The following is a 4,568-nucleotide window of genomic DNA, read 5'->3' on the forward strand; positions in this document are numbered from 1 at the left end:
CTTAAGGTTCTGTCTATGAAGCCGTTCTAGAAAGCTTTCGAACTTTAAATTTGCCATAATCCCACTGCTAATAAAGTTCTAGCTTGATCATAAGCTAGAACTGATGTGTTAATGGTTAACTCTTATGAATTAAACGATATTCGGTGTTAGACAAAATAGCTTCTTCTAAAGCCCCCACACCTAACGTACTGTAACCATAGAAATTAGGTTTCGCATTCAAACGTAAAGACTGTACGCTTTCTACAACGTTCTCGTCCATTGTTAAAGCGTCTACCACTTCCGAAAGCAACTTCCTGTTCTCTTGTGACATCGGCGAAATAAACTCACTCGCACCACTGATTGATGAGTACAAGTAGCCAAATTCGCCACCATTATTCTCTTCAATGTAGTAGTTACCTGTTCTTGCAAACGATGCACGGATCTCATTGACACTTTCAATAGAACTAAACGTCTGTGCAAAAAACTCAGAACCACCTGCATGCTCGAATGTTTCTGGAGCAAAGTCTTCATTTGGGAAGACCAGATAAGCGACGATCGCATTATCTCGAGTAATCGCAGAAAGGATGAAGTTGTCGTCCTGGTAGTACTTAATCACATCATCCGTTGTAGCGCGCTTAATATAAACAGGCGCACCAAATGTTTGGTCTAAGGTTTCGGCAGATGAACGAATATAGATTTTGTCCAACTTTCTATGCGATGGAATGTCTGTCATTTGAGAAAGACCAAAATCGAACATCTTTTCTAGCGCGTCAAAGCTGTCATTAAAGCCGCCCAAAGCAATGGAAATAACCGACACTAAGCCGATAGTGCGTGCCATACCGCCCTTCTTCTGCTCTTCCAACAGAGACTCTTGAGTGTCTTGAAGTTCTTGTAACTCTTCCTGTATATCTTTTTGAATATCCTTGTTTTGCTCTTCAGACATTTTTAACCTTTGATCTCGTCGATTTTATCCATTAGCGCATCTGTACCATCTTCAGCCTTCTCTTGAACTCGCTCAAAAGCATCCGTGTCCATGGTGCTTTCAATTTCATCGCTGTAATTAAGACCAAGATAAATGCCGATACCGATAAATACTAAAGCGAAAATTTTAAACATTGCTACTCTCAATTCATTAACTGGTAATCCAAGTACATGCCAATGACATGTACTTGTTTGTTTTGCTTAACTAATTTATTACTTATACAAAGCGATACGACTGTTTACTTTCTTCAAGTAATTTTTGGTTTCGTCGTACGGCAGATTAACCACTAGCTGATCATAGACTTGTTGAGGCGTCAGCTGGTTGATAATCTTCGATGCTTTGCCAATACTGGTGGAGCGATCTTTATTGAACGCTCTAGCCACATTACCCGCACCAGTGTTATATGCGGCAATGACACAGTACAAACGGCTTTCGTCATTCTTTATCTTGCGAAGATACTTACTGTTTAGGATGTCTAAATAGGCCGTACCTGTTTCTACGTTGATAACTGGTTGATACAGATCCGCCACTTTCATTGGCGCGTCGATATTACGGACTTGTTTGTTAACGTCATGACCCGCACTGGTTGGTACCACTTGCATCAAACCAAACGCAGGCACGTGTGATTTCGCATCCGGACGGAACGCCGATTCCGAGTGCATGATTGCCATAATCAGTGCAGCATCAACTTCCCAGTTTTTACTCTCGTTTTCAGCCAACGCACTGTACTTGCTCGCGCGCGCTTTTAAGCTGTTCTCAGGAAGCTTAACTTTGTAACTGATCACTTTTTTCGGCTTAGCCGGGGCCGCCGCAACGTCAACGGCTGGCTTAGGCTTTACCACTTGTGGCTGTGGCGCTTTTTCGACGACTTTTTCCACAACTTTTGGCGGCTGCTTTTTTGTTGGCGCGGGCTCTAGCTTGGCAACCTCTTTTGATACTTCAACCTTTTCAGCTGGCTTTACGATCTCAACTTCTGGCTCTGGTCGTTTAACCTCAATACCATGTTTGGCACGCATTTCGTCATACAGCTTGGTTTGCGCCGCAATACGTTCCTGAGCTTTTGCCAGTAGTGCCATTTTCTTGTTATGAGCACGCTGGTAAATGAAAGAGTCTGGAATACCAGTATCAGATAAAATCAATCGCTCGGCTTGCACATCCAACTCATTCATCTGGCTTTGCGTCTGCTGGATAACGAAGTTTTTCTCTTCTTGCTCTTTCTCCAAAGAGTAAAGCACCGTGTGGTCTTCTGCTTTTAGCTCCGCTAGCTCAACGTTTTGACCAGCAACCTCAACCGGAATGTTTTTAACAAGCGCTTTGATCTCTTCTGGGCTGCTATCTTCATCCGCCAATACAGATACTGTTGCAGTATTGGTTTCGTAATCGACTGAAGTTTTCACCTGATCGTCTTGAGAGTAATCCACCTGCTTGGTTTGAGATGAAACCTCACCCTCACCCCATGTCTTGATTAGATCGGTTCTTCGCTCATCGAGGTTGTTAGTATATTCATCACGCCAAGCTTCGTACTCATCCAGATAAGCATTAACGTAAGCATGAAACTCTTTGATCTTGTCTTCTTGAGACTGGCTTGCTTTGGCAACAGCATTGTTTAGCTGCTGCTTTTGTTCTTCTGACACAGCAAATGCCTGAGAACTAATAGCTGCCGAAATAACTGCAGCTAACACGGTCTTATTGATCATTTTGTACATAGTTCACTCCCAGAGTGTATAGAGACAAAAGGCCACTCAAATGGCGGCCTTTTTCACTAATACTAATCGCGGTTCCGTTCGCGGTTATTTTTTCAATGCATCGAACGCCGCCGCAAGGTCTGCTGCCGCTTTCTCATTGTTGAATTGATCCCACAAAGCAGAATCTTCACCACCAACTTCATCAATTACTTTGTTCATATTCGCATCGTATGCAGCTTGGTCCATACCGACTAGAACGTACAAGCCGCCCGTTGGGCTTGCTTGGCTTACGATAATGCGGCTGCTAGTAAGCGTTTTATTCACGACTGTCTTAGTGATGTTCTCGAATGTCTCTTGAACATCTTCAGTCACTAGCGTTACACCCTCTGCTGCCGATGTAGAAATCACACCTTCAGTAGCCGCTTGGAATAGGTTGCTCACGTCAGTTTCAAACTCAGCTGCAAGGTTTACACGAGCATCATTGACTGCAACTTTTCGCATAACGCTCATACCAGCTGCACTCTTCTTGGAGTAGCCTTTTGCCGCTGCAGCGATATCGCTTGGTATCACGTCACAAATCCAACCAGGCGCAGATACGGTAGGTGCATCTGGGAAAGTACATGGAGCGAAGTTTTGCGCTTCCTTAACCGTCGCGTTGTTGCTCTGACAGCCAGCTAGAACTGCTACTAGTGAAGTTGCAATAAGTAGTTTTTTCATTTTTTAATTACCTGACTATTTAAGCGTGCATTCTATATCTGCCCAGTGACAGCCTTCTGGCACCATTTTGCCTAAAGAGCCTTTTTGAACTTTAAGAGCTGTTTCTTCGTCAATCGACACCCAAGAATAATTTGGTGTCACTGCGTTGTGTTCATTGTTTACAACATGGCCGGTACCAATAGGGAATATTTCCGTATCGCCTTCCATTGACTTCATTGCTTTTGAAAACAATACCTCAGCCCCTGGTGTGACCTTTTTATTCTTACCCATATTTAACTTCACCATGCTGCCGTGTTGGCACTGACGAAGCTCGGATACATGAGCACTTGCTGCCAACATTTGCTTTAAGTCATAGGTATGTTCAACCGCTTCCATAGCCGCTTTGCTAGCTAGGCTTTGATATTGTCCAATTGTGATTGGACAATCAGAACTGCGCTCTTCTACTGTAATTTGCTCATCACCTTCCATTTCAAAGCGTTTAAGCAATGTCATACTTGGGACTGAAACCACTTTCGTGACTGCTTTAACATCAACCTCGAATCTACATTCAGCTGGGTAATATTTCACTTCACCATCATCCTTAGTTTTCTTACGAGCTTCTTTGTACTTGTAAGTAAGGTCTGATGCCGTTATTTCAGTAATGATTGCAATATCTGCTACCGACGCTCCTTTGGTGTTGTATCGGCCACTTTGCTCGGCGAACATTAGCTCTTTCTTAAGCTTATTAGCTAAAGTACGATCGACCAATTCTGCACCGGAGCTGGAAATCTGACTTTCAAGCTCATTTCGCATTGAAGAAATCAGCTTTGTTCGCGCTTCATCTTGAAAAGAAATATCTGGCGAAAGTACGATAACTTTAACGTCTTCTGTTGATGGGATAGTTACGTCAGCTTGCTCAATTTCGACGCGAGTATCAGGTGTGCAAACCTCTACAGGCGTACTCGAACAACCAGTCAAGATAGTAAGTACCGCACTAGCCATTAACGTCTTCTTTAACATATATTCTCTCCCGAATATGTTTATTTTATTTTTCTAGGACTAGAGGTTCGCTATTTAATTAAGCCCAGCGCAGTCCAAATCCCTTTCTCTTTTATTTGCTCATCAAAGTGGCGAGCAGCCCCTTCGTCGGCATATTTGTAGCTAGTTACAGAATTTCCTGTAGAGATAATTTCACTACGTGACACTGTTTTAGATTTCTTATTTAT

General features: G+C 43.0%; 5 protein-coding genes. All 5 read right to left on the reverse strand.

The window, feature by feature from the left end; all coding sequences use genetic code 11:
- Nucleotides 1–115: 115 nt before the first annotated feature.
- Nucleotides 116–922: an ETEC_3214 domain-containing protein gene (locus tag AB4623_RS22985; RefSeq protein WP_017062041.1), complete on the reverse strand. Its 807-nt coding sequence runs from the start codon at nt 920–922 to the stop codon at nt 116–118.
- 2 nt (nt 923–924) lie between these two features.
- Nucleotides 925–1,095 carry a hypothetical protein gene (locus tag AB4623_RS22990; RefSeq protein ID WP_017062042.1) on the reverse strand — a complete coding sequence of 57 codons (171 nt, stop codon included), beginning with the start codon at nt 1,093–1,095 and terminating at the stop codon, nt 925–927.
- 78 nt (nt 1,096–1,173) lie between these two features.
- The gene (locus tag AB4623_RS22995) at nt 1,174–2,667 is read right to left on the reverse strand and encodes a transglycosylase SLT domain-containing protein (RefSeq protein ID WP_372147432.1); all 1,494 of its coding nucleotides are present in this window, start codon (nt 2,665–2,667) and stop codon (nt 1,174–1,176) included.
- A gap of 84 nt (nt 2,668–2,751) precedes the next feature.
- Entirely contained in the window at nt 2,752–3,363 is a 612-nt protein-coding gene (locus AB4623_RS23000; protein WP_372147434.1) for a lipoprotein, read from the reverse strand.
- Between the two features lie 15 nt (nt 3,364–3,378).
- On the reverse strand, nt 3,379–4,362 hold the full coding sequence (locus AB4623_RS23005) for a hypothetical protein (RefSeq protein WP_029236521.1): 984 nt from the start codon (nt 4,360–4,362) through the stop codon (nt 3,379–3,381).
- Nucleotides 4,363–4,568 lie beyond the last annotated feature (206 nt).

The sequence above is a fragment of the Vibrio sp. 10N.222.52.C12 genome (assembly GCF_041474215.1).
Taxonomy (GTDB): domain Bacteria; phylum Pseudomonadota; class Gammaproteobacteria; order Enterobacterales; family Vibrionaceae; genus Vibrio; species Vibrio crassostreae_C.

Bases quoted from the DNA above. Each gene is read 5' to 3' on its own strand.
- AB4623_RS22985 (WP_017062041.1), bottom strand. From the start codon at position 922: ATGTCTGAAGAGCAAAACAAGGATATTCAAAAAGATATACAGGAAGAG.
- AB4623_RS22990 (WP_017062042.1), bottom strand. From the start codon at position 1,095: ATGTTTAAAATTTTCGCTTTAGTATTTATCGGTATCGGCATTTATCTT.
- AB4623_RS22995 (WP_372147432.1), bottom strand. From the start codon at position 2,667: ATGTACAAAATGATCAATAAGACCGTGTTAGCTGCAGTTATTTCGGCA.
- AB4623_RS23000 (WP_372147434.1), bottom strand. From the start codon at position 3,363: ATGAAAAAACTACTTATTGCAACTTCACTAGTAGCAGTTCTAGCTGGC.
- AB4623_RS23005 (WP_029236521.1), bottom strand. From the start codon at position 4,362: ATGTTAAAGAAGACGTTAATGGCTAGTGCGGTACTTACTATCTTGACT.